We start from the raw sequence: 23,994 nt of genomic DNA, 5'->3' as shown, positions 1-23,994 counted from the left end.
CATTTCAGATTCCGCCCTCATGGAGCCATGAGGGCTTTTTTGTACATTGATTGGCCATCATCCGGGCATACTTCCCCCTAAACGACCGGACCGAAGAGGGGGGAAGAAGGATGTATCATCAGCAATGGCTGGAGTTGGTGCAACAAGCGTTGAGTGAGATAGAGACGCAATATGCCCAAAGTCCAGTGTCCGAAAAGCCCAAGTGGCGCAATCGCTTTCGTGAAATCAAAAAATCGTGTGACCAGATGTTGGAGAGCTGGGCTGTCATCGCGGAACAATTGGCGGAACTGATGGAGAAATATCCTGATTTAAACGAAGAGGAAAAAGAGATCGAAGAAGAAGTGTGGCTCCATGAATCGGCTGTGCGTTCCTTTCGGCAGGGGCAAGGTTATTATGGGTTGACAATGTTTAAGGAAGCGAAGCAATTGTTTGAGGAAGTGGTTGAGCATGAACCCGACTTCCTTTTGGGAAGGATATATTTGGGATTGAGCCAGTTTCATGAAGGGGAGCTACATGAAGCTGAGCGCCACTTCCAGTTGGTGACCAACACGGCTTCCCACGACTCGTTTGTAGGATTTGCCCATCATATGCTCGGTTGCATCGCCGTCAAGCGGGGAGATGACCGTAAAGCGATTAAGCAATTCTCCAAGGTGACGTCCTTGTTGCCCGATCATGAAGATGCGTGGTTTAACTTGGGGGCGTGCCATTTTCGGTTGGGAGAGTACCATGAAGCGGTCCCTTACTTCTACCATGCCCTCTCCGTCAATGAAGACGATTGGGAGGCCATGTATTATTTATCCCATTGTTACCGGCATTGCCAAGAGTGGAATAGCGTCTCTTTTTGGCGCTTGGCTTCGTACGAGAAGACCCATCATCCCCGGATTCTGGAATCCATCGCCCATGATTATGAGGAAATGGGGGATCACGAGCAGGCGCTGGAGTGGTACCAACGTTTACTGGCGTCCGATCCGAAGCGGACTGGCGCTTATCATGGGATGGCTTGGAATTTATGGGCCCTGAAGCGCACGGATGAAGCGATCATGTGGCTGAAAAAGGGATTGACCCTGTTTCGGGATGATCAACCCTTGTTATTTGCTTATGTATGGATGTCGATGGCCAGTGGCCAGATGAGGAAAGCGGTACATGCGCTGGACTTGTTGCCGCTTGAACAGGTCGAGCAGCCGATGTGGCTGGCCATGCGTTCACGCCTCTCTTCACAACAGGGCGATTACCAAGAAGCGAGCCGCTTGGCGGAACAATTGATGGAGCAAGAAATCCCCACGTTAAAGGCGATGGGCCATTATCAGAAAGGCCGCATCTTTCTTGAGCAGAAAAACGTGGATGAGGCGATACGCCATTTCAAGGAGGCGCGCCAATTGGCGAAAGACTGGAAAGATCCGCTGTTCTTCGAAGGGGTGTGCCATCTGATGAACGGATGTCCGGACCACACTCGTTCTTGCTGGAGTGAAATTGTCACGTAACCGGAGGCGGACGGAAGCGTCACAGGCCAGAAAAAAGCCACTTCAAGATGGGGGTGAAGTGGCTCAGGTTCATGATAAACATTAGAGGAGGGAGATTTTTGAAAGCGGAGTGACTGGGAGCTGTTTATCGAGCGAAGTGCCGAACGAAGGAGGAAAGCGGGCAACCCTGAGAACGACAGTGACTTTGCCCGCGCCTGAGTTCGGCGACGGAGCTTCTTCCCGATAAGGCGACCAAGGAACGAAGACTCAAAAATCGACTCCGGGGGTACTTAGCCAGCAAACTAAGCCACTTCATGATGGGGTTGAAGTGGCTTTTCCTTGTGGTTGAAAGTAGCGCAAATAAGAGTGCTCTTTGGTGGGACTCTTAAACAAGAGCCGACCATTCTGATCATAATGATATTCGTATTGGAGATAATGTTCCACAATCCAACGGCCAGCCGTGGAAGGGAGATCTTGCGCCGAAGCCGTGGTCGTTTCCACCAACTCCATCCCATACTCGATCCGCTCGCTCGGACCCTTCGGTGTCTTGGCCAGAGAAGGGACGGCTTCTTCAATGGCAATGCTCTCCTTACCGGCAATGAGCGCAAGAAACATCAGATTGATCCCCGCCAACGTGCCAATGGTGATCTGTTTCCAAGTTGGATGCTTCTCTTCCTTCAAATGTCTCACCTCCCCATTCATCACATGTATGTATATGTGGCAAACAGGGAGGTTAGTCCGATATACTAGAAGATGAGGGAAAGACACCAAGAAAGAGAGGGATCGCATTGGATTTGAATGAATTTTTCAAAAAGTACCACGAAGATCATCAACATCCGATCAACCGGTTGCTTCATGCCATCGGGATTCCGCTGATCATCTTTTCGCTCATCTGGTTTTTCGTTGATTGGAGTATCGCGCTCACCTGTTTCATACTCGGTTGGGTGTTCCAATTTGTCGGCCACTGGTTTGAGGGGAAGAAACCCTCGTTTTTCTCCAATCCGGCCTTTTTGCTGGTCGGTCCGGTTTATTTCTTGAAGAAGTTATTCGCGAAAAAGGAGAAGGGAAAGGATTGATTGTTCGGCCTTCGACCATGCATCCATGTTCAGACGAGGGTTATCTTTGAAGCGTGATGAATTCAAGGGAATGTCAGCAGGGGATTGGTGAATGTTCCTGTTCTCCCTTTACCCCGCATCCTGCTTGGTTTTACAGATTTTTGCTGGCTGAAAGCCCACAGTTTCAATCGTGGGATGAAAGACGGCGTTGCTCGGTGTTTGGAGAATATGCTTACCGGATTCCCATCACAGCGAACAAATCCATGATCGGACATATGTTGGGAGCGGTCGGCGGGGTGGGGATATAGTTGCCCGGGCAAGGCATCGCGGGAAATGAAAGAGAAAGAAAAAAGCCGATTTTTCCTTAATGCAGAAGAATCGGCTTTTTTTGATGGATAAAATCCTTTCATGAAATTGAAACGGAACGAATGGCAGCGATCCCTCGAGTGGATCGCCAAATCCGCTGACACGGAGTTTGAATGCACGATGCCTGCTTGCTTGATCGGGTGCAAAAACGCAAAATAGCCTAAAGACGGATCGAAAACAGCCTCACCAATTCCGCCTTGCCCTTGTCTGTCACATGTGCCGCCCGATGGCGCGGGTTTCTCTCAATCCACCCGTATTCAAACAGTTTCTCCAACAAGGCGTTCCCCAATGAACCCGCCAAATGGTAACGCCGTTCACTCCAGTCCAGGCACTTCCGGCAGAATATGCGCCTTTTTTTCTTTGCCGAAGGCAGATCAAAGCCGAGTTCGGTGAAGAATTGCTCCCCGTAACGGGTCAATGCGAAATCGCCATCGGCATCATGAATGGCTCCCATGCGCATCAACGAATCCGTGACGGAAACGCCGACATGTCCCGCCAGATGATCATAACAAGTTCGCGCAAAGCGGATCGCTTTCATTTCATCATGCTCCCTCAATGTCGCACGGGGCCGGGCGGGGCCATGACAAGCAACGATTCCAGGATTTGCGCCACCTGTGGATCGACGATTTTGTAATAACGGTGCCTGCCGTACTTTTCCCTGCTGACCCATCCCTGATCGGCCAGTTTGGCGAGATGAAAACTGGCTGTTTAAGGCTTGACGCCGGCATGGTTGGCCAACTCGCCCGCGAACAATTTGGCGAGAATGGCTGAACGGGAAGGGTCACTGATCAGGGCGGCGATTTGGGACATTGGATTCTTTTTTTGCGACACTCTGATCAAACAAAGGCTGCATCTGAACCCGAAGAAGGCTTTGGGGCAACTGCATAAGTTGCCGGATGAGTATCAGGGGCCGGCCTTAACCTATTTGAAGGGGATGTGTTATTACAAACTGAGGCAGTATGACCAAGCGGTTGAATTTTTTGAGCAGACGATCCGTGACCTCGACAAGATGCCGGATTTGGAAAAAACCAATTTAAGGGCGAGTTGTCTGCATCATCTCGGCCAAGCCCTGCTATTAATGGCGGAAACGTTACTTGCTGACTCCCACTATGAGGAAGCGCTTTCCCATTATTTAGAGGTGCACAAACTTAATGTCGAGGATAAAGAAATTCAAAGTAAGGCATTAAAAGGATTGGCCTATACTTATTTATTGATGGATGATGAGGATAACTACCGTGTTTACTCGAAATTGTACTTCAAATCATTCGGGGTGTAACATCTGGGAGGGGAAACTATGCGCGAAGTGTTCCTGCATAACAGAGGAAACGACGATCCTGAGCCAAGAGAATAAACCCATACGGTCTGTGGACAAATGGACAAGCCATGTCTGACTCGAGATGCAGTAAGACATGGCTTGCCTCATGACATGCAGTCGTTTTTCAATTGTTCTGAAAATCAGACGGATGGACGGCTAAGCGTCCAGCCTCCGGCCGTGCATCTCTTCCCATACGGCCCAGTCGATCACTTGGTTCCCCGACTCGGGGCGCGGGGCATCCGGCAACAACCCTTCGATCATCGTCTTCCCTTCTTTCTCATCGAAGTCGCTCCCCGTTCACCGTCGGCGGGAACAGGAAAGGGGTGTGGCTCATTCCGCCCGGGCGCAGTCCTCAAATTGACCTTTGTGCGTGCCATCGCAGAAGGGTTTGTTGCTGGACAAGCCGCAACGGCACAGGGAAATGACCTTTTTGTGGGTGAACGCGTTGCCCTCGGCATCAACGAGTTCAACTTCACCTTTGACAACCAGCGGCCCATTGTCCAACACTTGAATTTTGGTTTTATCCATGGCTTGTTTCCCCCTTGTGAAAGAAAAACATTGTTTTCATATGCACCATTCTCTTTTTTCTTCGATATTCCTGTTTGATCATGGAACGAAAAAAACGCTTGTTACCCGGCTTTTTTCATGTTTCGTTTGTCGATTCGCTACAGGGGAGGTCATGGCGGGGTGTTTTTTTGTGGTATCATGGAGAAAAGATCAGTGATAGACCAGATGATTTGCTTGTGCAACGGTAGGAGGAGAAACATGATTCGCAAAAAGTTAATCTTGTCCATGGGGACAGTCATGATCGTTGGCGGCTTGGCCGGTTGCGGTGCGCAGGAAGAGGCGCAACCCCACCATCCCGCCGATCATGCCAATGAACAGCAGATGATGGGCGATGCCCGCGAAACGACGGCGGGAGTGAAAACGTTGCCGTCGTTTGTGAACGGGCTGGACCCCAAGGTGGCCCAAATCTACCAAATCGCCGCGCTGAACGCGGATGTGCTGAAATGGATTCCATGCTATTGCGGATGCGGGGAAAGCGCCGGTCATGAGAGCAACCTGGATTGCTTTATCCATGAGATCAAACAAGACGGGCAGATCGTCTGGGACTCGCATGGGACGAAATGCGGCACCTGCATGGACATTGCGGTGGAGTCAGCCAAGTTGAAACAAGAGGGGAAATCGGTGAAAGAGATCCGGCAATACATTGATCAAAAGTACAGGGATGGATACGCCAAACCGACACCGACCCCCATGCCTTCGTAAAAAACAAGCTACCCCGACCAAGGGTAGCTTTTGTTGTTCCAAGGGTAATCGTTTGGGAAGGTGTCACTTATTTATTCGTAAACTTTCCTCTATTTGTGTCCTTGGTGCATGAGAAAAAAGCGAAGTTGGATTCGAATGAACGTTGTGGGGGAGAGCGATCGTGGTCTCTTTACTCTTATACTGTTCTGATATAATATAATTCATGCTATATTCTATATAATGAGGTGCAAGAATGAATGAATACGATTTCTGTAGATATGGAACAGGGCAGGGTTTGGAGCGAATGTCTTGAACAATTCCGCCGTGAAATTCGAAATTTATCGTCTTACATGACAGAAGAGGAAACAGCAAAGCGATTATATTCAAGGCCTTTTTTCAGAAAAGTCCCGACCATTGACCTCGAACTCAACGCATCCATGCAGGTTGAAGAACAATTAAGACGAGGAAAGTTAGACAAAGATAAACTGATTGAACTGAACAAAAAAATTGGCGAATTCCAAATAAACTACGGGCACATCGCTGCGATTGCCGTCACGATTTCCGCCCTCATCAGCGGCCTTAACGATTTGGTGGAACTTGTTCAAAAACTCAATTAGTTTTACATAAACTCGCTATTATTAAAAGCCCACTTCCGATAAGAGAAGTGGGCTTTGTCATATCGTTTACAGAGCCGAGGGTGCTTGGGCCAGAAAAGTCCCGATGCGGGCAGCGGCTTCGCGTAGGCGTGCTTCGGGTTGGACCAGCGAGATCCGCACATAGCCTTCCCCGTTTTCCCCAAAAGCTTGCCCGGGTGTAAGGACGACACCCGCCTCCTCCAGTAAGCGAAACGCAAATTCCCGCGACGGTCGGTTGCCTGGCGTTTGGGCCCAGACAAACATGGTGGCGGGCGGGGACGTGACGCGCCAACCGGACGCATGGAGCTCGGCGACGAGGGCATCCCGCCGCTTAAGATAAGTGAGATTCATCTCCCTGATATATGCTTCACCCTCAGTCAAGGCTACTTCGGCAGCTTTTTGAATGGGCTGGAAAATCCCATAGTGCGTATTGGAATGGACCGTCGCCAAGATCCGGATCACTTGCGGATGACCCACCATATAAGCGATGCGGCACCCGGCCATGCTGAATGTCTTGGACAAGGAGTTAAACTCCACTCCCACTTCTTTCGCTCCCGGAACCGACAGGAAGCTGGGGGAATGATGATTGTCAAAGGTCAACTCCGAATAGGCATAATCATGAACGACCAGAATGTGATGCTTTTTGGCGAATCGCACCACTTCTTTAAAGAAATCGAGGGTGGCAACTGCGGTGACGGGATTGGCGGGATAATTGAGAAACATCAGCTTGGCCCGTTCGGCAATCTCGGATGGAATCAAGTCCAACCGCGGGAAATAGCCATTTTCTTCACAAAGCGGCATGGGAACGAGCTGACCGCCGGCCAAACGAATGCCTGCTTCATAGGCGGGGTAACCGGGGTCCGGAGCGAGCACCACATCGCCCGGGTTGATCAGGGCCGCGGGCAAATGGGTCAATCCTTCTTGGGAACCGATCAACTGCAACACTTCGGTTTCCGGTTGCAAAGAGACACCGTAACGCCGCTCATACAGGGAGGCCACCGCATGATGAAAGCTGGGGAGGGCTCCCAACGTATAGCCATACGCATCATCTTGCTTCGCATAATGGATGAGGGCCTCCTTGATGAAATCGGGTGGGGGCAGATCGGGGCTGCCGACGCTCAAGTCGATCAGATCCTTCCCCAGGACAGCCAGACGGCGTTTCGTTTGGGTCAGTTCATTGAAGATGCCTAGTTTTAATGATTGAATGTGCTGGGATGCGGTAACATTCATACTTATTCCTCCATTGTGAAAAAGATGGGTGAGACGGGATACGGCATGGTTCTACATTAATCCGCATTGGCGAAGTGCGGGGTTGTCAAAGCCAAAGCAACCCGGGCTTCATCGTGTCGCTTTGGCTTGGGATGATGGTTAATGCCGTTGGTTGGTCGTAACCGCTGAGGAATGGTGCCGTTGAATTCGCAATAACCGCCCCAATAGAAACATCGCGCCAAAGGCCAACCCGGAGATCAAGCCGATCCAGTAGCCGAATGCGCCCAAAGCCATGAATTTTGCCAGCGCATACCCGATCGGCAAGCCCAGGACCCAGTATGAGATGAGAGCCACCAAAAAGGTGGCGTTGACATCTTTGTAACCGCGCAACGCCCCTTGGATGGGAGCGGCAATCGCATCGGACAGCTGAAAGAAAATGGCGTAGAGCAAAAATTGCTTGGTCAATTCGAATACGGTGGGGTCGGTGGTGTACAAGCCGGCCACTTGCTCTTTGAAGACGAGCAGCCCGACCGCGCAAACGATCGCCATCATGACGGCTATGCCGATACCCAAGAAGCTGTATTGACGGGCATCTTTTCCCCTTCTGGCCCCGATTTCAAAACCGACGGCAATCGTCAGGGCCATGGCGATGCTCAAGGGCACCATATAGAGAAAAGAGGCGAAGTTTAACGCCGCTTGGTGGGCCGCGATGGTGGCTGTGTCATATTCACTCATGAGCAGGGTGACGGCGGCAAAAATGCTGGTCTCAAAGAATATTGAGAAGCCGATCGGCACCCCTATTTTCAATTGTTCTTTCCATGCGGATAGGGCGATGCCAAACCATCGCCCAAATACGCGGTACTCAGCAAAGGGCATGACCCGGGTGATCACCAAAAAGCTGATAAAGGCAATGCACCAATAGGTGATGGCCGTCGCATATCCTGCTCCCACCCCGCCCAAGCGGGGAAAGCCGAATTTGCCAAAGATGAGCAAATAATTTAATCCGACGTTGATGGGCAGGGAGAGGAGCGTGATAACCATCGTGATCCGTGTCTGACCCAACGCATCCATGAAACAGCGCAGAACCGTATAGACAAACAGCGGCACAATGCCAAAGGTCAGCGCAATCAGATAGTCGTGCGCGATGGTGCGGACTTGCGCATCCAGGTTCATTCCGTCCAAGACGGGATCAAGCAAAAGGGCTCCACCCAGAATGACGGTGACGGCGATCGCCAAAGCCAAGTAAACGCCTTGGATTACCTTAAACGGCACTTGCTCTTTTCGCTCTGCCCCGATCAACTGGGCCACGATGGGGGTCAAGGAAAGCAGAATCCCGCTTAACCCGGTGAAAATCGGGCTCCAAAGGCTGGACCCGATCGCCACGCCGGCCAAATCATTGGGGCCGGCATGGCCGGACATGACCGTATCAAAGAAATTCATCCCAAACAGAGCCAGTTGCGTGACAAGGATGGGCACTAAAATGATGAGAAACTGGCGTATTTTTTGTTTCAGTGAATGAGTTTGTTTCATTGTTTTCATCTCTCTTATTTTGAAAAATTCACCTTTTGTTGACAAAGGACGGTTGGGCATGGGACTCAGATCCGCCGCCAATGGACCACCTCAATCCAAGCTAGCAGATATGGAGTGGCGATTCAATCCTTTTTTTGAGAATATATCTTGCGGATGGCAGCGATAGGCACTGAGAAACAAAAAATGGCATGCCATGGGGCATGCCAAGAGGGAGGAATGGGCATTTAAATCATCTGTTTCTTGTCCGTTGAGGTTCCGTTGAAGCGAATGGGAAAACGGTTTTGGAGCCGCCGATATATTTATCAGACACGCCCTAGTGCAGTGATAAATCGGGTGGGGTAATATACGATTCCGTCGGAAAAAACGCGGCAAGGAAATAACCTTAGCATGAATCAGGGCATCAGAACGTAAATTGCGCCATTATTCAACATCATTGAGCAATTGCTTGATATCGTTCTCTATTTTTTCCGGGGCTGTGGTTGGCGCATAGCGTTTCACTATTTTTCCATGACGGTCAATGAGAAATTTGGTAAAGTTCCATTTGATCTCCTTGTTCAAAAAACCCGGGGCATTGTCGGTTAAATATCGGAACAGTGGATGCGCATTTGGCCCGTTCACCTCTATCTTTGAGAACAAAGGGAAAGTCACACCGAAATTCAGTTCGCAAAAACTTTGAATCTCTTCATCCGTACCCGGCTCTTGATTGTTGAATTGGTTGCATGGCACTTCAAACCCAAACTCCTTATGGCGGTCGTATAAAGCTTGCAAACCTTTATACTGCGGAGTGAATCCGCATCGGCTGGCTGTGTTGACGATCAACAACACTTTGCCTTTGTAATCGGCCAATGATTTTTGTTCCCCTCTGGTTGTTGTCACGGAAAATGTGTAAATACTCATGGTTGTCTCCTTCCTTCTATTGATTTATCTATATTAAATTGTACTAAATTAAATTTATCTCTATCCGTTTGGTTTGTCAAGGTTGGCAGAAGGTTGTTTCAATTCGAATTAAAATGGTTGTGTAATTGCGAAAAAATAAATATAATAGGATTCAAGCTTTCAATAATCTCATATTGTGGGAACAGGTTCCTTGCGTTGGGCAAGGATGAAAAGGGAAGTTCGGTGCAAATCCGACACGGTCCCGCCACTGTGATAGGGGAGTTGGTTGCCATGGAAGCCACTGGTGCGATGCCGGGAAGGCCGGCAACTGATGCGGATCCTTAAGTCAGGAGACCTGCCTGTTCTGGCAACACTGCTTGACCTACGGAAGATAGGGAGGTGTTAGAACATGGCTGCTTTCACAGGAGGAGTTCTCTTTGGTGAACCTTAGCTAGGCATTTCTAACCTTCGCATGTTAGAAATGCCTATTTTTATTATGAACATCCAGAGGAGGCCAAAGGGATGAAGAGCAGCAACTTGGGATATCCGCGCATCGGCGTCAATCGGGAATGGAAAAAAGCCCTTGAAGCGTATTGGGCGGGTAAGTTGGAAGAAGAAGCGTTTTTGTCTCAGATGGAAGCGTTGCGACTTGAGCATATACGAAAACAAAAAGAGAAAGGGATCGAGCTGATCCCCGTCGGCGACTTCACCTATTATGATCATGTGCTGGATATGGCGGTGATGTTTGGCCTCGTGCCTGAGCGCTTCGGTTATGAAGGGGGAAAGGTGTCACTGGCGCAGTATTTCGCCATGGCAAGGGGAAGCGATTCTGCCGTCGCTTGTGAGATGACGAAGTGGTTTAACACCAATTATCATTATATTGTGCCGGAGTGGAATGAAGATCGGCTCGCCCTGACCGAGAACCGACCGTTGGCGCATTATCTTGAAGCGCGGGAAAAGTGCGGTGTCAAAGGCAAGCTGGTTATGGTTGGACCTTATACCTTCGCCAAGTTGTGCAAAGGGATCGATGAAGCGCAGTTAGCCCGCGTCTGGGACAAATTGCTTCCCTTGTATGAACAAGTGCTGCGGGAGTTGGAAGCGGCGGGGGTGGAGTGGGTCCAATTGGATGAACCCATTCTCGTCACTTCCCTTGACCAGGAAGAGATGAACGCCGTCGCCGCCATTTACCGCCGTTTGCATCAAGCCGCGCCACAGCTGTCGATCATGTTGCAAACATATTTCGATTCCGTTACCCATTATGAAGCCTTGCTGCAACTCCCCGTGCAAGGGATTGGATTGGACTTCGTTCATGGGGAGCGAGTGCATCTGCAGGCCTTGGCGACGGCGGGGTTCCCGGCGGATAAAGTGTTGGGTGTCGGGATCGTTGATGGGCGGAGCGTGTGGCGCGCATCGTTGCGGGAAAAACGGCAAGTGCTGGAACAAGTGTTGACGGTGGTGCCGCCGGAGCGCATTTGGCTTCAGCCCGCTTGCAGCTTATTGCATGTGCCCGTGACGACAAGCAAGGAAGAGAAGTTGCCGCCGGAGTTGAAAGCGGCTCTGGCCTTTGCGGACGAGAAATTGGATGAAGTGGTGTGGCTCACGACCAGCTTTAACGAAGGGGCCGAAACGGTGGCGGATGTGTTTGCCGAGAATGAAGCGCGTTTGCGAGGATTGGGCAAGTTGCGCGATCGTCTCCCTTCCGCCGGATCGGTGCCTGCGGCTGGGACGGCGCAACCTCCGCGTTCGCCCTTTGCCATACGCCAAGCGGCGCAACGGGAAGAGCTTGACCTGCCGCTCCTGCCCACGACGACGATTGGCAGCTTCCCCCAGACGCGGGAAGTGCGGCAAGCGCGGCAACGCTGGAGAAAAGGCGAGTGGACGGATTCCCAGTTTGAGCAGTTCATCCAAGCGGAAATCAAGCAGTGGATCGAATGGCAAGAAGAGCTGGGACTCGATGTGCTGGTGCATGGCGAATTTGAGCGGACCGATATGGTGGAATACTTTGGGGAGAAATTGGCCGGGTTCGCCTTTACCCGCAATGGATGGGTGCAATCGTACGGTTCGCGTTGCGTCAAGCCGCCGATTATCTATGGGGATGTTTCCTTTGTGGAGCCGATGACGGTCAAGGAAACCGAGTATGCACAGTCGTTGACGGCCAAACCGGTAAAAGGTATGTTGACCGGACCGGTCACCATTCTCCATTGGTCCTTTGTGCGGGATGACCTTCCGCAGCAAGAGGTGGCGGCTCAACTGGCCAGAGCGCTTCGGCAAGAGGTGGCGGCGTTGGAAGAGCGGGGAATTCGCATCATCCAAGTGGACGAACCCGCCTTGTTTGAGGGCTTGCCGCTAAAACGTGAAGAATGGCAGGCGTATTTCAACTGGGCCGTTCAGGCGTTTCGTCTCACGACGTCGGTTGTTGCCGATGCGACGCAGATTCACACCCATATGTGCTATTGTGAATTCCATCATCACATCGACGTGATCAGCCAGCTGGATGCGGATGTGATTTCGTTGGAGACTTCGCGAAGCCATGGTGAGTTAATCCATGCCTTCACCGAGGAATCTTATGACAAAGGGATCGGATTGGGGGTCTATGACATTCACAGCCCACGGGTACCGGCAGTGGAAGAGATGGCGGATATCATCCGCAAAGGGCTGTCTGTCATTCAACCTGAGTTATTCTGGGTGAATCCCGATTGCGGCTTGAAAACGAGAGGAACGGAAGAAACGCTGGCCGCACTGAAACACATGGTGCAAGCGGCTGAACAGGCGCGGGCGGAACCTGGGGAATAAAGGTTTGCGCAAAGAACCACGGCGAAACGGGCTGTGGTTCTTTGTTTTGGACAGAGTGCATGGCAAAAGCGAAGGCCCGTCCCATTGATGCGCGTCGCATGATGGTTCGGGCCACTCAATTTTTATTTGACCGCTCCCGCTGACATGCCTTCAATAAAGTATTTTTGCAAAAAGAGATAAAGAATCGTGACCGGCAACATGCCCAGCAAGGAACCGGCGGCCACCCAGCCGATGTTGTTGTTGAACATGGAGAAGAATGTTGACAGTGCCACGGTAATCGTCGCCATCTCGCTGTTTTGCAGGAAGAATACCGAGAATTGGTAGTCATTCCAGATTGTCACCCCGGTCAAAATGATGACCGTCACCGTAACCGGTTGCAACAAGGGCAAAATGATTCGGAAGAAAAGCCCGATTCTAGAGGCGCCGTCAATCATCGCCGCCTCGTCCAATTCGCGCGGGATGGTATTGATAAATCCGGTGTAAAGAAAGATGGTTATCGGCAAGTTAAACGTGACATGCAGGGCGATGATCGCCCAGTATGAATTCAATCCGCCCAACTCGACGATAAATTGGTATAACGGAACAAGAATCGTTAACGGCGGCACAATCAGGGCTGAGATAAACAACACGTACATGAATTTGTTTAATTTTGTTTGAAATCTGGCCAGCGGATAAGAAGCGAGCGCCCCGATGACCAGCACAAGCGACAAGGCAATGACAGTAATCAAGAAATTGTTGACAAACGCCGTCCCAAGATTGGCATTTTCCCAAGCATTTTTGAAATTGTCGAGATACAAATAATCAGGAAACACCCATTTTGAACTGAGGTCACTGTCCTTCTTAAACGAGGTGCTGGCCAGCAAATACAGTGGGACGATGTGGAAGACGCTGATGAACACCGCCGCCGCCAGCAGCCACTTTTTTTGTTTTTTTCCATTCATCGCACGATCTCCTTTCTTCTTAAATAGAGGAGAGAGACCAAACTGATGACGCTGATGAGCACAAACATCAGGTTGCCCAAGGAAGCGGCATATCCCGCGTCCTGGCGGGCAAAGTACATCTGGTACATCATCGTTGACAGCGATTGTGACGCATAACCCGGGCCCCCGTTGGTCATCGCCACAATCACATCAAACAGTTTCATGCCACCGATCACATTTAAGACGATATTAATCGTGATGGAAGGGGCGAGCATCGGCAGGGTGATGTGCCAGAAACGGCCCCACTGCGAAGCGCCGTCCAGATCGGCCGCTTCATAGTAATCTTTGGGAATCGATTGCAGGCCCGCCAGATAGATGAACATCGCAATCCCCAAGTACTGGTAAGTGTTGACAAAGGTAATGATCCACACGTTTTTTTCCGGATCAGCCAATAGATTAATCGGTTCATCACGGAACGGCAGGATGATGTCATTAAGCGCACCGCCATGAAGTTGGAAAATGAAATACCAAATATACCCCATAATGAGCGGGCTGATAACAACCGGCAAATAAACGATCGTTCGGGTCAGTCCCCTTATTTTAATGCTCCGGTTTAACAAGAGTGCGTACAAGAGTCCAATCAGGTTCTGAAAAAACGTGCTTCCGAGTCCGTAGATGAACGTATTTTTGACGACCGTGCCGATGTTCGGGTCATCGAACATTCTTTTGTAATTATCCAGGCCGACCCAGATGGAGGCTTGTGAATAGCCGTCCCAGTTTGTAAATGAGATCATGATCCCTTTTAAAAACGGATAAAAAATAAATACGCAAAACAGCAATAATGCCGGTACGTACATGAAATTGATCCAGAAGGTCGATGTTAATGTTCTCCTTTTTTTGAGCGGTTTTGCCATTGGCGCATCTGGCATGATGGCCGTGTTCACGTTCCTGGCAGCCCCATTTTGCATGTCTTACCCTCCTTGGCTTGGATGGTAAAGGGGGTTGGTTTCTCCCCCCTTTTGGAAAAAACAGCTTATTTTTTTGTTGGCTGGTCAACCGGTTGACTTCTTCCTTCATTTTTGCGGAGAATTGGTCCGGTGTAATGTTTCCGGCAATCAGCTCTTGGCCAAGTGTGCACATGACATCCCACATGCCGTTTGGAAGATACACCCGGTCAAAGTATGGAAAGACCCTTGTATCTTGATATTGATCATAATACTCAGCAAATTCCCCGCCGGCTTTCACCTGTTTGAATGGAGCGGGTGCGAGGGTGGAATCTGACAGTTTTTTGATGTTCTCTTCTTTCGACACGAACTCAAGAAATTGTTTCGCTTCTTTCATATGCTTTGTGTCTTTCCAAATGCCCAATGTGTTTCGTTCTCCTCCGACAAAGGTGGGTTCATCCCCTTTTTTGATGGAGGGAATCGGGAAAACGCCGATTTTGGCATGGGGATTGATTTTCTTCACATCCGCCACGGATGCCGGCGCATGAAAAGCAAAGGCCAATTTGTTTTCAGCGAATAATCTTGCTTCATCTGCGTATTTGGCCGTCAACATGTCTTTGTTGATGAAGCCTTTGTCATACATGTTCTTGAAATGATTGGGGAGGAATGTCCAGTTGGACCAATCAAATCGGTTATTCAGCAAGGCATCGGCGTGATTTTCCTTCGGACTGATTAATAAGGGTGTCGCAAAGTAATCAAAGTACTGGCCGATCGTCCAAGAATCGAGGGCGGCGAAATAAAAAGGCGTCACTTCGCCTTTGCTTTCAGTTTTGATTTTTTCCGCTGCAGCCATCAATTGATCATACGTTTTGGGAATCCTAATATGGTATTTCTCCAAGATTTCGATGTTGTAGAGGACCCCCTCTTTCGCTTCATTAAGGGGCATGACATAGACTTTTCCCTCTTTATCGGTAATCACCGGTTTGATCGAGTCAGACAGATTGGCAACCCACTTTTCCCCTCGTAAATCCGCCAAAAAGTCACCATAACGCTTGATGGCCCAGCCGTGCGTATCGAACAAATCAGGAAGCTCATTCGAAGCCATTTTCATTTTTAAAATATTTTCATAGTTCGACCCGGGAAATTGCAGATCGATATCAATATTCGGATGTTGCTTTTCAAAATCGTTAACCACATCCTGAAAAACGATTTTCATTCCTTGGTCTGACGTACTTGACATGACCGTCAGTTTGACTTTCCCGCCTGACGTCGAATCACTTGATCCGCCAATGGAACAGCCGATCAATCCCATACAGAGTAAAAAGATGAGAGAGAGCATCGCAATCTTTTTCATCCCATTTCCCCCTTCGTTCTGTTACCTTAAAGAATACCAATTGTGTATCCGTTTTCACATGCCCCGATTCTACATTTTGCGCGCTCATTTCTATGATTGACGAAATTCGACTTAATTCGTTATCTTCTAATTAGATAAAGGAGAAAAATGTTCATGAAAGCGTATACGCTGAAGGGGAAACTGACCATATTCTACGGATTGACCATTTTGATCCCGATTGTGATCATTTCCATTATTATGCCTTATACCTTTCAATATTTAATTGAAAAGGAAACACAAACCTTAACGGAAACAACCTTGCAGACGTTAAGCCACAATATCGAAATGTATCTTGACGATTTGGAAAGGATTACAATCATTCCTTATTTTAACGATCCTTTGATGAGGGCGCTCCAGTTAAAAGTGTTCGGATATGACGAAGCCGATTTATCAACAGAGGTGTTTGTGGAGAGAACGCTCGCCAACTCCTTGTCCACTTATTTCCATAATCTGCGGGCTGATATTGTCGGAACCATTATCCTGCCAGCCGATGGATCGGTCTATGTTACCACGAACGGAATTTCAAAATCGATAGACGATTTCCCTTACAAGAATCAAGAGTGGTATAGAAAAGCCATTGCCGCAAACGGAAAAGCGATCTTTATCAGCGCCCATGCACAGGATTATTTGGACAACCCTCCCGCAGACGAGGTGTTTTCGGTGGCCCGGCTCATTAAAGATCCCGAATCCTTGAGACCGCTGGGGGTCATCATCGCGGATGCGGACACTTCGGCGCTTAAACGCATGATGGGAAATATCCAATTCAATGTTGCATCAAAACGGGCCATATTTAATGAAAATGGCGAATTGTTTTACGCTAGTTCTCCTGTATCCGACGAAATGATCAAGCAAATAAAGGATAAAAAGACGACGATTCAAGACGAACATGATTCCTATGTTGTCGTTTCACAGGAAATCCAGCCAGCCAATTGGAAAATCGTTGTTCTGCTTTCCAAATCTGAACTTAACGCGAAGCTCAAGTGGATGTTCCTGGCGGGGATTATGTTTGCCATTGGCGGTTTGGTGTTAACGTACCTGCTGTTTTCCGCTCTTTCCAAATGGATTGTGAACCCGTTTCAACATGCGATACGGGTGATGAAAAGAGTGCAACATGGAGATTTGCAAGTTCGGCTGGAGACGCGGGGGAATGACGAAATCGCCCAGCTGGGACATTCATTCAACCTGATGATCGAAAAAATAAACGAATTGATTGACCGTGAGTATAAAGCGGTGTTAAATCAACGAAATGCCGAATATCGCGCACTCCAGTCCCAGATCCAACCGCATTTTATTTTTAACACGTTAAACGGTTTTATCGCTTTGAATCGGATGGGTGATCGCAAAACACTGGAACATGCGATCTTGTCTCTTGGTTCAATGCTTCGATATATTTTAGACAAAGAGGAATGGACAACCATCAAAGATGCGTTTCGATTCATCGAGCAATATTGTGGACTCCAACGGCTACGTTTTCAAGATCGAATGGAAGTGGAGATCCATTATGGCGAGGTGCTCGGCAACTGCCGGATCTTGAAACTGTTGCTCCAGCCCCTCATTGAAAATGCGATCATTCATGGAATTGAACCGTCAGACAATCCATGCAAACTGGTCATTTCCGCAACAATCAAAGAGATCGGGGACGAGCCGTACTTAGTCATCAACATTCATGATAATGGGGTCGGGTTTGACGCAAACAACATGACGAATAACCGGAGCATCGGTATTTCCAACGTACGGGAACGTTTAATGATAACCTATCCCGAATCGACATTTTCCATAGAAAGTAAGGAAGGCTCAGGTACGAGTGTCACCATTCAAATACCGGAAAAGGATGTGAGAGCATGAGGGTGTTCATAGCGGATGATGAAAGCCTGGTCCGTTTGAGCTTAAGAAGCATGCTGGAAGAATTGGATTCTTTTCCGGTGCGGATTGTCGAGGAAGCGGCCAACGGGGAAGAGATGATCGAACGATTAAAAGAGTGTCAACCCGATATCGCCTTTGTTGATGTCAGAATGCCGAAATGTAATGGGCTGGAGGCGATCAAAACCGGTAAAACAATCTCACCGCGTACCCAATGGGTGATTCTCACCGGTTTTTCCGAATTTAGTTATGCCCAGGAGGCCATTCGGCTCGGCGCCGCCAATTATTTGCTGAAACCGGCAAGCCCTGAAGAATTGGAAAAGGTGTTGCATGATTTATATCTTAGTTATCAAGATCAATTAAAAAGACAGAACAAAGCGTTTGCAAACGAGATGATGGCGCTTTTTCACGGACTTAGCGCTGTTGAAGAGATTAACGGTGATGGTCTGCCTTCAAACAGCCGCTTTCTCGGCGCTGTGTTCTATGTGGACAGCCATCTTCCAGAGAAAACCATAGCGGAGCGGTTAAGAAAATCCGCGTTTGAGATACAGCGTATCATCACAAAGTTTTTGTCCCCGGACTCCAGAATCGCCCTGTTTCCATTGCCAAACGGGGAATGGATGACGATTGGCTGCTGGGGATTCACAAACGGAAGCGAGGGAAAGAAACGGATCAACCTGTATTTCGATGAGATTAAGGCCGGATTTACGCGGTTTTCGGCTGAAGACCTGTCAATAACGATGATCCATGGGAAGGAATGCCATTCTATAGACAGCCTTTACAGACAAGCCAGCCTGATTCAGGAACATTCACCTTGCCGCACGGTTGTGGGGATGAATCGATGTTGGCGGTTTGAGGATCTTCAGATTCACCATAAAGACTCCATGATGAGAGGGCTAAGCGAGCTTCTTATAAGCATATCCAAGTTCTATAAGGAAAAGAGATATTTGGAATTCATGAAAACGTTGACAAAACTTGAAAAATACCGATACCCGTTGAATGACGACGAGAAGTTGTGGGATCATGCGCAGAAATTCCTCAAGGTTTCCACAGGGTGCGAATGGACGGGCGGTAAAGATTTCAACACTTGGCTGAATAAGTTGCAAGCTCATGGCGAAAATCTGTTGACTCATAACCAAAAAGATGAAAATCGTCAGCACGATGCCGTGGACCAGGTCATTGCTTTTATTGATCAACATTACATGAATGATATAGGGATTGGGCAAATTGCGGAAACGTTGGGCGTCACCCCCAACTACCTGAGCACCCTTTTTCGCAAAAAGACGGGAACCACATTTATGAAATATTTGACAAGGATCCGGATGTTAAAAGCAAAAGAACTATTAACTAAATCCGATATCCAAGTCCAGCAAGTCGCTGAACAGGTCGGCTATTACAGCGTAAGACACTTTACCAAGCTGTTTACGGAATTTGCGGGCTGCTATCCTTCAGAATACCGTAAACAGCAAAAACATATAGCCAAATAATGAATGGCCTAGATAACGAATGGGTCATGTATCAATCTTTATGAACAACTTCGGGACAGAATCACGGCTGGAACTTATCCGCCAGGTAGCGAATTTTCAACCAATATCGAACTAATCAAAGAGTTTGAAGTGTCTTCCTAAACAATTCAATCTGCGGTGAATGCGCTCATCCGTGATGGTTTGGTTTTTTCTTCGGGGTCAAATCCTAACCGGCGGAGGGTTCGTCCCCTGCCTTATCGGTCCAGTCGGAAAGGGGACTTCTTGGAGGAACACGGTGATCCAGGCAACCATACACGCCAATATCGTGATGACATCCTGATTGCGTCAACTCGTTCATATATTCCGAATGGTGTTGACCTAAAAGCGCTGAGAGCAATGCTGAAGGAAGAGGAAGCCATGATATATGGCTGTCTCAAGCAACTCGGTGCTGATCCCGTTGACTGTCAGGAAAATTTGATTTCATCCTTACCGAATGATACGGAAAGAGATCTTAATCTCCCGCAGGATGCAAGCATCTCGATCGTCCGGATTGTCCGAAAGGCGTTTGAGCCAGATGGACGATGCGTCCAAGTATGCTATATGGTTGACCGTGCGGATTGCTACGAATTTGAATACAGTTCCCGCTGTTTTAAGCGCTTGGTTTTTGGCCAGGTGCTTTTTTATTTGATTTGCTCAAAGAAGGACTGGAACAGCATTACCGCCAACTTGGGGCGAAGAATGTAGAAATCGAGTTCAAGCGATAGGGTTACAAAGCCACTATTTTGTACCCCTCTCGTTGATTTGGGAGGGGGGTTATTTTTGACTAGTCGGGCGATGTGTGTTATCTTAATATTATGTACATTTACACTCAGACCTCGTATTTAGCTACAAACCCCCCGTGTTTTTCGGGTAGAATCAGTTTGTAGCTAACGGAATTATGCGGGTTTTGAGCGTTGAGAATCTCCAGAAGCCAATAATGGCGGAGAGTTTCATTGAATCCATTTTGGAATTAGAACATAGACAGGCAATTCTTGTGGAGGCGGAAGACATCCAAATGCTCACTTGTACCTTTGAATCCACTTTGGACTTAAACAAACAACCTCCTCTGATGCATTCACGGGAGGTTGTTCGCGTTTTACTAGAAATACCCGCCGCCCCTCACTCGGGAGGGGTTTTGCTTTGCACAAGAAAAGGCCGCTTTGATCAAGAGCAGCCTTTTCTTCACACTTTGACCGAATGGGCGTCATTTGACGCCTGGCAAAGGTGTATGTTTATATGTGTGAAAAATTATGTGCATACGGAAGTGATGACACAGAAGAAGCTCCAAACAATGTTTGAACTCTATAAACAAGAGGGATTGTTTTAAGATTAGGTTCCGCGCTTTTTGATTATGACTTCATCTGCTTGGTCAAGCACCGCTTTTTCCACCTTCTCTTTAATAATGGCTGAGTAAGCAGTATCCACCACAAAAACGCCATTAACAGTGACGCGGTACATCGGCTTTGGGTTGATGTCCTTCTTTCTCAACCCAAGGGCTTCCGCAATTCCTTCGACAATGGATTTCGCCAGCCCGTCCAAGAAATCAGTGTCCTGCAATAGTTGGTTTTCTCTTTCATTAGTAATGAACAAGTTTTCGAGCAAGATAGCTGGCATGGTGGTCTCTCGAAGAACAGCAAAGTTTGCCCGCTTTTTGCCTCGATCCTGAATGTTGTGTTGCGATAAGTATTTCATTACATAGGAATGCACGATCCCTTGATGACCTACAGTCGCTGAAGTTGCGTCTGGGTGGATATATGATTCAAACCCGTTCGCTGATGGACTGGCCGAATTATTGTGAATGGAAACGAACAAGTCACAATCTCGCTTGTTCGCAAAGTCGGCCCGCTCATTCAGTTCCAAAAATCGGTCGTCCCAACGCGTTAAGGAAACTGTCGCATCATCGTATTCGCCAAAGAGATCATTCATCCGCTTGGCAAGGTTCAGCACAACATCCTTTTCTAGTAAACCGAATCCTACGGCGCCGCTATCTTTCCCTCCATGACCGGGATCTATGATGATATATTTACTCATTGCTTACCTTCCCCTTTCTGGTCAAATGGTTGAAGCTGAAAATGCCCAAGGCTACCACTAAGTCCATTGCTCAGATTTGGTATGGTAATAAGAATATATTTGATATATAAGTACTCATTTCCTATTTAATCGAAAGGTTAACCTATTAGTAAGTAAAAGGAGGGAATTAGGAAAGGTTGTTATCGTAAGTAGAAATATAATATATCCCTTTTCTGTTATTAGAAAATAATGATAATTTATAATGTAGAGGTGAGGCGATTGAAAATTAATGTGGTTTTTCAAGACCCGTCTGTAAAAGCTCGAGAAAATGCCTTTTGGCTGGCTATATTGAGCTATGTAGAGCCCTTTTTCTTATGGTTTATGATGGCCAAGATGTATGATTACTCATTGTCTGGCTTTGGTTCGATACCATTGCTCATTGCGTTGGTTGTGGTCCGCTTCATGTATACTGTCAGGACGTTTCTGTATCCAATCGGTTGGGGAATATTCCTTTATGCATTTACCTCTGGCCAGCTCCTGCCTTAGTGGACCGATTTGTTAGGTATTCTGATCGTTGTGGGTGGACGTTTTTGGCTGCTGTTTTCAAGAGGAAGATAATTTGCATTTTGTTTTTAAACTATTTACAACTTATAATAAAATGTATGAGGATCAAACAGAGGTGATATTTGTGGATAACTTGAAGTCTGGTTGGACTGAGGCGAAACAAGGTGAAAATATCTTGAAGAACAATTGGCAAAACCATGAGAACGAGAAGCCATTTGAAACATTGGCTAAACAAGAGAAAGTTACACTTTCCAGCTTTTTTACGCCAGGCCCGAAGAAGTGGTAAAAGTAGCATGAATCGATTTTCCTCTTGGTGCGGACCAGGAGGTTTTTTCATTGCTTAAAGAGTCCATTTTAAAAGAGATGAGATCAGGAAAATGAAAATCCGATGGTTCGCAAATACGGCCTGACTTGGAACGGCGCAGGGTGCGGGGTGGTTAGGAAGGGCCAGAAGCCTTGCAGATATTTCAACGCCAATACAGGCGAATGCGAAATGAGGAATAAGGAGCATTGGCGCATCAAGAACGGCGAGCATGATCCACGATTCGATGCATGCGGGTTATATCAACCAAATAAGGAGTGAGCAGCATGTCGATGTCAGCCAAGGTGAAGCGCGACCCAAGATTCCGGCGGGTACAAATGCCAAAGAACGCCACAGTCAGGGCGCTGATAACCACATTCAAAAACTTCATCGATCAATTCGATGTGGAAGATTACGACAGGCCGGTAGATGTTCCAGGGATAGAGGAGTTGCGGGCTGTTTTCAGAGATGAGGAGGCGGGGAACGGTGCGGGTTCTCTCCAAGGCGATGAAACGGCGTAGGCGGTGGCGGCATCTCAGACGAAAAGCAAAAAGCCCCTTTGGTGCTGGCACACCACGGGGGCTCTCGAAAAACAACGATACGATCATTTTACCACAGAGAGAGGGCGAAGAAATGAAATGGGGCTGGTGCGTACGATTCTGGATTCTATTAAAGGGGGTAAGATAGAGGCGAAATAGATGGAGAATTCGATGAGAGCTTGGTTAAAAAAGAACAGTAAATATGTGTTGTTGGGATTTGTGGTGGCTACGGTTTTATAGTCGGAGTGCCAGCCCTACTCAAGTGGATCATCAATGGGCCCTGTGGTGGATTCTGGCCACATCAGAAAACCAGTGCGGACTGCTCTATTATCCTTTAGAGAAAAATGTTTTATGCGGATTCAAATAGAGTTTGAGGATATATATGATAGTGATCTAAGCGACCATGAACTAGAACCATATATCATGCCAATATCCAGTATAATTAGTATTGAATTAAGTATGGAACAATTAAACAGCGATATGGACAGTTTATTAAATCCATTGAGGCTTTCTGAATTAGAAAAAATAGCTACAGTATGTAATTCCCTTTAAAAAGAGGGATTAGTAAAAATTTGTTTTGAAAGTAAAAGGATGGGCAGTAATGAATCAAGAGAAAAAAGCGAACTGGGTTAAAAGTGTTGTTTTTTGTTTATTAGGTCTTCTTTTCTTGGTGCTTATTTTTGGTGTATATGTGCTACCGATGTTACCGAAAGAATGGGTCGGTGATTCAAATGATCCCGATACTGTTGCCAACCAAATCGCAAGCATGAGTTTTCTCCTAACCTTTATTTCCACGATCGGAGCCGTTGGTGGAATTGGGTTTACCATCTTTGGTTACTTCCAGTCAACACGTATTCCTGAAATGGTGGAAAAAGAAGTAGATAAGAGGTACAAAGAGATTGATAAAGAGAGAAGATTAAATGATGAACGCCATCAGAAGGAGATTGAGCATTTAAAAAAGGTAAATGAAGAATTAAATAGTAAGTGGGATGAATTAAGTCGAGAGATTATGTTACTAAGAAGATTAGATGAACATTATTTACTATATGCTTATCAATACTTTTTAGATGAAATTAATTCGGGTAAAATCAAACCCGGACAAGCATTTTTTTTCGAGAATCCTTCAAACGCGGAGAATAGTTTATTAACTATTGGCCGGAGGGAAGGCTTTATAATATCAAAACAGGAAGAGAATGAATTTGGACATAATTGGTACTTTACAGAAGAACCGGTATTTTCGGAGTGGAAGGTTAGTAGGGAACAATGGGTAAGAGATAGAAAGAGGGCCTTAAATCGCCCCCTCTAACTCCTTCTCTTCCAACAGTCTTGAGATTCGTTCGTGTTCTTGTGCAAGCACGCTATATTTAAACTTGAGGCAGTGGATCATGAGCGCGGAAGAAGTTTGGGTGCAACCATCAGAAGAAATAAAAAATCCCCTTCAGTGTCACTTACACTGAGGGGGGAATTTTAG

Annotated in this window: 23 protein-coding genes, 2 pseudogenes and 1 riboswitch; of the genes and pseudogenes, 15 read left to right on the top strand and 10 right to left on the bottom strand. The window is 47.6% G+C overall.

Features of this window, described 5'->3' with window-relative positions:
- The first annotated feature begins 110 nt into the window (after positions 1-110).
- The gene (locus ACFQNG_RS13370; protein WP_379865724.1) at positions 111-1,481 is read left to right on the top strand and encodes a tetratricopeptide repeat protein; all 1,371 of its coding nucleotides are present in this window, start codon (positions 111-113) and stop codon (positions 1,479-1,481) included.
- Positions 1,482-1,772: 291 nt separating this feature from the next.
- Here ACFQNG_RS13370 and ACFQNG_RS13365 read toward each other — a convergent pair whose 3' ends face one another.
- Complete coding sequence (locus ACFQNG_RS13365; RefSeq protein WP_379865722.1) at positions 1,773-2,141, bottom strand: hypothetical protein; 369 nt, start codon at positions 2,139-2,141, stop codon at positions 1,773-1,775.
- Positions 2,142-2,248: 107 nt separating this feature from the next.
- Between ACFQNG_RS13365 and ACFQNG_RS13360 the strand changes: the two genes are divergently transcribed.
- Both ACFQNG_RS13360 and ACFQNG_RS13355 read left to right on the top strand, forming a co-directional pair.
- On the top strand, positions 2,249-2,536 hold the full coding sequence (locus tag ACFQNG_RS13360; RefSeq protein ID WP_379865720.1) for an Mpo1-like protein: 288 nt from the start codon (positions 2,249-2,251) through the stop codon (positions 2,534-2,536).
- Between the two features lie 191 nt (positions 2,537-2,727).
- Positions 2,728-2,814 (top strand): annotated as a pseudogene (locus tag ACFQNG_RS13355) (hypothetical protein); the annotation flags it as partial.
- 227 nt (positions 2,815-3,041) lie between these two features.
- On the opposite strand, the pseudogene ACFQNG_RS13350 reads toward ACFQNG_RS13355, so the two are convergent.
- A pseudogene (locus ACFQNG_RS13350) lies at positions 3,042-3,691 on the bottom strand (ArsR/SmtB family transcription factor).
- On the opposite strand from ACFQNG_RS13350, the gene ACFQNG_RS13345 reads away from it, so the two are divergent.
- Positions 3,597-4,157, top strand: coding sequence for a tetratricopeptide repeat protein (locus tag ACFQNG_RS13345; RefSeq protein ID WP_379865883.1), 561 nt, complete (start codon positions 3,597-3,599; stop codon positions 4,155-4,157). The pseudogene ACFQNG_RS13350 and the gene ACFQNG_RS13345 sit on opposite strands and share 95 nt — an antisense overlap.
- 369 nt (positions 4,158-4,526) lie before the next feature.
- Here the strand turns inward: ACFQNG_RS13345 and ACFQNG_RS13340 are convergent, their stop codons facing one another.
- Positions 4,527-4,724, bottom strand: a complete 198-nt coding sequence (locus tag ACFQNG_RS13340) for a CDGSH iron-sulfur domain-containing protein (protein ID WP_379865718.1) — start codon at positions 4,722-4,724, stop codon at positions 4,527-4,529.
- 237 nt (positions 4,725-4,961) lie between these two features.
- Between ACFQNG_RS13340 and ACFQNG_RS13335 the strand changes: the two genes are divergently transcribed.
- On the top strand, positions 4,962-5,465 hold the full coding sequence (locus ACFQNG_RS13335) for a PCYCGC motif-containing (lipo)protein (protein WP_379865716.1): 504 nt from the start codon (positions 4,962-4,964) through the stop codon (positions 5,463-5,465).
- A gap of 236 nt (positions 5,466-5,701) precedes the next feature.
- Positions 5,702-6,061: a hypothetical protein gene (locus ACFQNG_RS13330; RefSeq protein ID WP_379865714.1), complete on the top strand. Its 360-nt coding sequence runs from the start codon at positions 5,702-5,704 to the stop codon at positions 6,059-6,061.
- A 66-nt stretch (positions 6,062-6,127) separates the two neighbouring features.
- Here ACFQNG_RS13330 and ACFQNG_RS13325 read toward each other — a convergent pair whose 3' ends face one another.
- The 3 genes from ACFQNG_RS13325 to ACFQNG_RS13315 form a co-directional block, all read right to left on the bottom strand.
- Positions 6,128-7,309: an aminotransferase class I/II-fold pyridoxal phosphate-dependent enzyme gene (locus ACFQNG_RS13325; RefSeq protein ID WP_379865712.1), complete on the bottom strand. Its 1,182-nt coding sequence runs from the start codon at positions 7,307-7,309 to the stop codon at positions 6,128-6,130.
- Between the two features lie 138 nt (positions 7,310-7,447).
- Entirely contained in the window at positions 7,448-8,818 is a 1,371-nt protein-coding gene (locus ACFQNG_RS13320; protein WP_379865711.1) for an MATE family efflux transporter, read from the bottom strand.
- Between the two features lie 420 nt (positions 8,819-9,238).
- Positions 9,239-9,715 (bottom strand): glutathione peroxidase, encoded by a 477-nt coding sequence (locus ACFQNG_RS13315; RefSeq protein WP_379865709.1) that lies wholly within the window; start codon positions 9,713-9,715, stop codon positions 9,239-9,241.
- Positions 9,716-9,881: 166 nt separating this feature from the next.
- Positions 9,882-10,071: riboswitch (cobalamin riboswitch) on the top strand.
- A gap of 145 nt (positions 10,072-10,216) precedes the next feature.
- Between ACFQNG_RS13315 and metE the strand changes: the two genes are divergently transcribed.
- Positions 10,217-12,487 carry a 5-methyltetrahydropteroyltriglutamate--homocysteine S-methyltransferase gene (metE, locus tag ACFQNG_RS13310; protein ID WP_379865707.1) on the top strand — a complete coding sequence of 757 codons (2,271 nt, stop codon included), beginning with the start codon at positions 10,217-10,219 and terminating at the stop codon, positions 12,485-12,487.
- A gap of 122 nt (positions 12,488-12,609) precedes the next feature.
- On the opposite strand, the gene ACFQNG_RS13305 is transcribed toward metE, so the two are convergent.
- The 3 genes from ACFQNG_RS13305 to ACFQNG_RS13295 are packed head-to-tail and all read right to left on the bottom strand — an operon-like array spanning position 12,610 to position 15,705.
- Entirely contained in the window at positions 12,610-13,428 is an 819-nt protein-coding gene (locus ACFQNG_RS13305) for a carbohydrate ABC transporter permease (protein ID WP_379865706.1), read from the bottom strand.
- A complete protein-coding gene (locus tag ACFQNG_RS13300) occupies positions 13,425-14,246 on the bottom strand; it encodes a carbohydrate ABC transporter permease (protein WP_379865871.1) in 822 nt (273 codons plus the stop codon). The genes ACFQNG_RS13305 and ACFQNG_RS13300 overlap by 4 nt, the downstream gene beginning before the upstream one ends.
- Complete coding sequence (locus ACFQNG_RS13295) at positions 14,140-15,705, bottom strand: ABC transporter substrate-binding protein (RefSeq protein WP_379865704.1); 1,566 nt, start codon at positions 15,703-15,705, stop codon at positions 14,140-14,142. The genes ACFQNG_RS13300 and ACFQNG_RS13295 overlap by 107 nt, the downstream gene beginning before the upstream one ends.
- A gap of 153 nt (positions 15,706-15,858) precedes the next feature.
- Here ACFQNG_RS13295 and ACFQNG_RS13290 point away from each other — a divergent pair, with 153 nt between their 5' ends.
- From ACFQNG_RS13290 to ACFQNG_RS13275, 4 genes are all read left to right on the top strand, one after another.
- The gene (locus ACFQNG_RS13290) at positions 15,859-17,589 is read left to right on the top strand and encodes a sensor histidine kinase (RefSeq protein WP_379865702.1); all 1,731 of its coding nucleotides are present in this window, start codon (positions 15,859-15,861) and stop codon (positions 17,587-17,589) included.
- Complete coding sequence (locus ACFQNG_RS13285) at positions 17,586-19,091, top strand: response regulator transcription factor (RefSeq protein ID WP_379865700.1); 1,506 nt, start codon at positions 17,586-17,588, stop codon at positions 19,089-19,091. Before ACFQNG_RS13290 ends, ACFQNG_RS13285 begins: the two co-directional genes overlap by 4 nt.
- A 261-nt stretch (positions 19,092-19,352) precedes the next feature.
- Entirely contained in the window at positions 19,353-19,814 is a 462-nt protein-coding gene (locus tag ACFQNG_RS13280) for a GntR family transcriptional regulator (RefSeq protein ID WP_379865699.1), read from the top strand.
- Positions 19,815-20,046: 232 nt separating this feature from the next.
- A complete protein-coding gene (locus tag ACFQNG_RS13275; RefSeq protein ID WP_379865698.1) occupies positions 20,047-20,436 on the top strand; it encodes a hypothetical protein in 390 nt (129 codons plus the stop codon).
- A gap of 2 nt (positions 20,437-20,438) precedes the next feature.
- On the opposite strand, the gene ACFQNG_RS13270 is transcribed toward ACFQNG_RS13275, so the two are convergent.
- On the bottom strand, positions 20,439-21,140 hold the full coding sequence (locus ACFQNG_RS13270; protein ID WP_379865697.1) for an N-acetylmuramoyl-L-alanine amidase family protein: 702 nt from the start codon (positions 21,138-21,140) through the stop codon (positions 20,439-20,441).
- 553 nt (positions 21,141-21,693) lie between these two features.
- Between ACFQNG_RS13270 and ACFQNG_RS13265 the strand changes: the two genes are divergently transcribed.
- The 4 genes from ACFQNG_RS13265 (at position 21,694) to ACFQNG_RS13250 (ending at position 23,829) form a co-directional block, all read left to right on the top strand.
- Entirely contained in the window at positions 21,694-21,969 is a 276-nt protein-coding gene (locus ACFQNG_RS13265) for a hypothetical protein (protein ID WP_379865696.1), read from the top strand.
- Between the two features lie 302 nt (positions 21,970-22,271).
- A complete protein-coding gene (locus tag ACFQNG_RS13260) occupies positions 22,272-22,505 on the top strand; it encodes a hypothetical protein (RefSeq protein WP_379865694.1) in 234 nt (77 codons plus the stop codon).
- A 291-nt stretch (positions 22,506-22,796) separates the two neighbouring features.
- Positions 22,797-23,075, top strand: a complete 279-nt coding sequence (locus ACFQNG_RS13255; protein ID WP_379865692.1) for a hypothetical protein — start codon at positions 22,797-22,799, stop codon at positions 23,073-23,075.
- A gap of 49 nt (positions 23,076-23,124) precedes the next feature.
- Complete coding sequence (locus tag ACFQNG_RS13250; RefSeq protein ID WP_379865691.1) at positions 23,125-23,829, top strand: hypothetical protein; 705 nt, start codon at positions 23,125-23,127, stop codon at positions 23,827-23,829.
- The last annotated feature ends 165 nt before the right edge of the window (positions 23,830-23,994 follow it).

It is taken from the genome of Laceyella putida (genome assembly GCF_042665195.1).
Taxonomy (GTDB): Bacteria; Bacillota; Bacilli; order Thermoactinomycetales; family Thermoactinomycetaceae; genus Laceyella; species Laceyella putida.
This window is presented reverse-complemented; position numbering and strand designations above follow the sequence as displayed.